A 1,592-nucleotide genomic window follows, 5' to 3' on the forward strand; every position below is an offset into this window, starting at 1 on the left:
CGCCCGAGTCTCCGGAGGAGCACCTCGCGCGACTCCTCGGCCGTGCCCTGAACTCCTTCGAGTTGCCGGACGAGACCATAAGGCGTCTCGACTGCGCGCTGGCGCACGACAGTTCGCTGCACTCCGCGCACCACAGCGCCGGCCTGCACCGGGAGACGTACCGGCACACCTGGCTGCTCGCCGACGGCTCCGCGCTCACCCTGTGGGAGCTCGTCCACAACACCGTGCTGGGCCGTGAGACACAGCACGAGGTGTACGTGGACGAGGACGAGCTGCGCACCGCGACCGCGCGTCTGCCGCTGCCGCCGGACACCCCGGACTTCGAACTGCCGGTGCTGGTGCAGCTGTCGCCGATCCCGGAGCCCCGGCACACGTATCTGGCGGACGACTCCGCGGACCACGCGCGCCGTTTACTGCGCCGGGCGGAGAACATGGACCGGCCCGACGAGGAGACGGCCGCGCTGCTGGAGACGGCGTTCGCGCACCAGATCACGCAGGCCTTCGGCCGCCCGTTCCGAGCGGGCCGCGCCGCGCTGTGCTTCTCGCTCTACGAGCACGCGTTCCTGTTGCAGGACGGCGCGGAGATCTCCTTGTGGGAGGTCGAGCACACGGCGACACCGGACGGCCGTCACATGTGCGAGGTGTACGTCAGCGAGGACGCGGCCCGGGACGCGATGGAGCGCCGGGCGGCGCAGGTCTCCTGAGCGGGGAAGGCTTCAACGCCCGTCGCTGAGCTGTCGTACGAGACCCGCGAAGGCGTCGCGCTCCGCCGGGGTCAGTTCGACGGACTCCACGTGGGGCGCGGTGTGGCGCTGGTTCGGGAGGCCGTGGAGCGGGTGGGCCGTGTGCCATGCGGTGGGCTCGGCGAGGGAGCGGCGCAGGACGCGCGTCAGGCCGAACACCCAGGCGACGGTCGCCAGGGCGAGAACGGCCACACCGGTCAGCTGGAGGATCGAGACGTGCTCAGGCATGCGTTCCAGTAGACACCACGGTCCGGGACTGTGGTCCCGGACCGTGACGTATCTCGCAGTTGCCGTGAACACCTCACGGCGGCCCAAAGAGCCCAGAAACAGGCCGGAAAGAGGCTAGGCGGCGACCGGCTGCTTCTTCTCCGCCGCCGGGGCGGATATGTCCTCCGGTGCTCCGGGGCCCGTGCTGCCGGCGGCCGGCTTGCGCATGCCCTTCAGTACGACGACCAGGGCCGCCGTGACGCACATGCCGACCGCGATGGCGATCAGGTAGAGGAACGCGTGGCCGATCAGCGGGACCACGAAGATGCCGCCGTGCGGAGCGCGCAGGGTCGCGCCGAAGGCCATCGACAGGGAGCCGGTGATCGCGCCGCCCACCATCGCGGACGGGATGACCCGCAGCGGGTCGGCCGCCGCGAAGGGGATCGCGCCCTCGGAGATGAAGGAGGCGCCCAGGACCCAGGCGGCCTTGCCGTTCTCGCGCTCGGTCTCGGTGAAGAGCTTGCCGCGCACGGTCGTCGCCAGGGCCATCGCCAGCGGCGGGACCATGCCGGCCGCCATCACCGCGGCCATGATCTTCATCGCCGAGTCACTGGGGTTGGAGACCGCGATGCCCGCCGTGGC

At 71.1% G+C, this 1,592-nt stretch carries 2 protein-coding genes and 1 pseudogene; 1 reads left to right on the forward strand and 2 read right to left on the reverse strand.

Features of this window, described 5'->3' with window-relative positions:
• On the forward strand, nt 1–704 hold a 704-nt coding region (locus ACNFOC_RS54170), incomplete at its 5' end, for a DUF6227 family protein (RefSeq protein ID WP_416966285.1).
• A gap of 12 nt (nt 705–716) precedes the next feature.
• Here ACNFOC_RS54170 and ACNFOC_RS54175 read toward each other — a convergent pair.
• Nucleotides 717–971: a hypothetical protein gene (locus ACNFOC_RS54175; RefSeq protein ID WP_416966286.1), complete on the reverse strand. Its 255-nt coding sequence runs from the start codon at nt 969–971 to the stop codon at nt 717–719.
• A 114-nt stretch (nt 972–1,085) separates the two neighbouring features.
• Nucleotides 1,086–1,592, reverse strand: a pseudogene (locus ACNFOC_RS54180) (PTS lactose transporter subunit IIC); the annotation flags it as partial.

Origin of the sequence: Streptomyces colwelliae, assembly GCF_048158785.1 — a bacterium.
Lineage (GTDB): Bacteria > Actinomycetota > Actinomycetes > Streptomycetales > Streptomycetaceae > Streptomyces.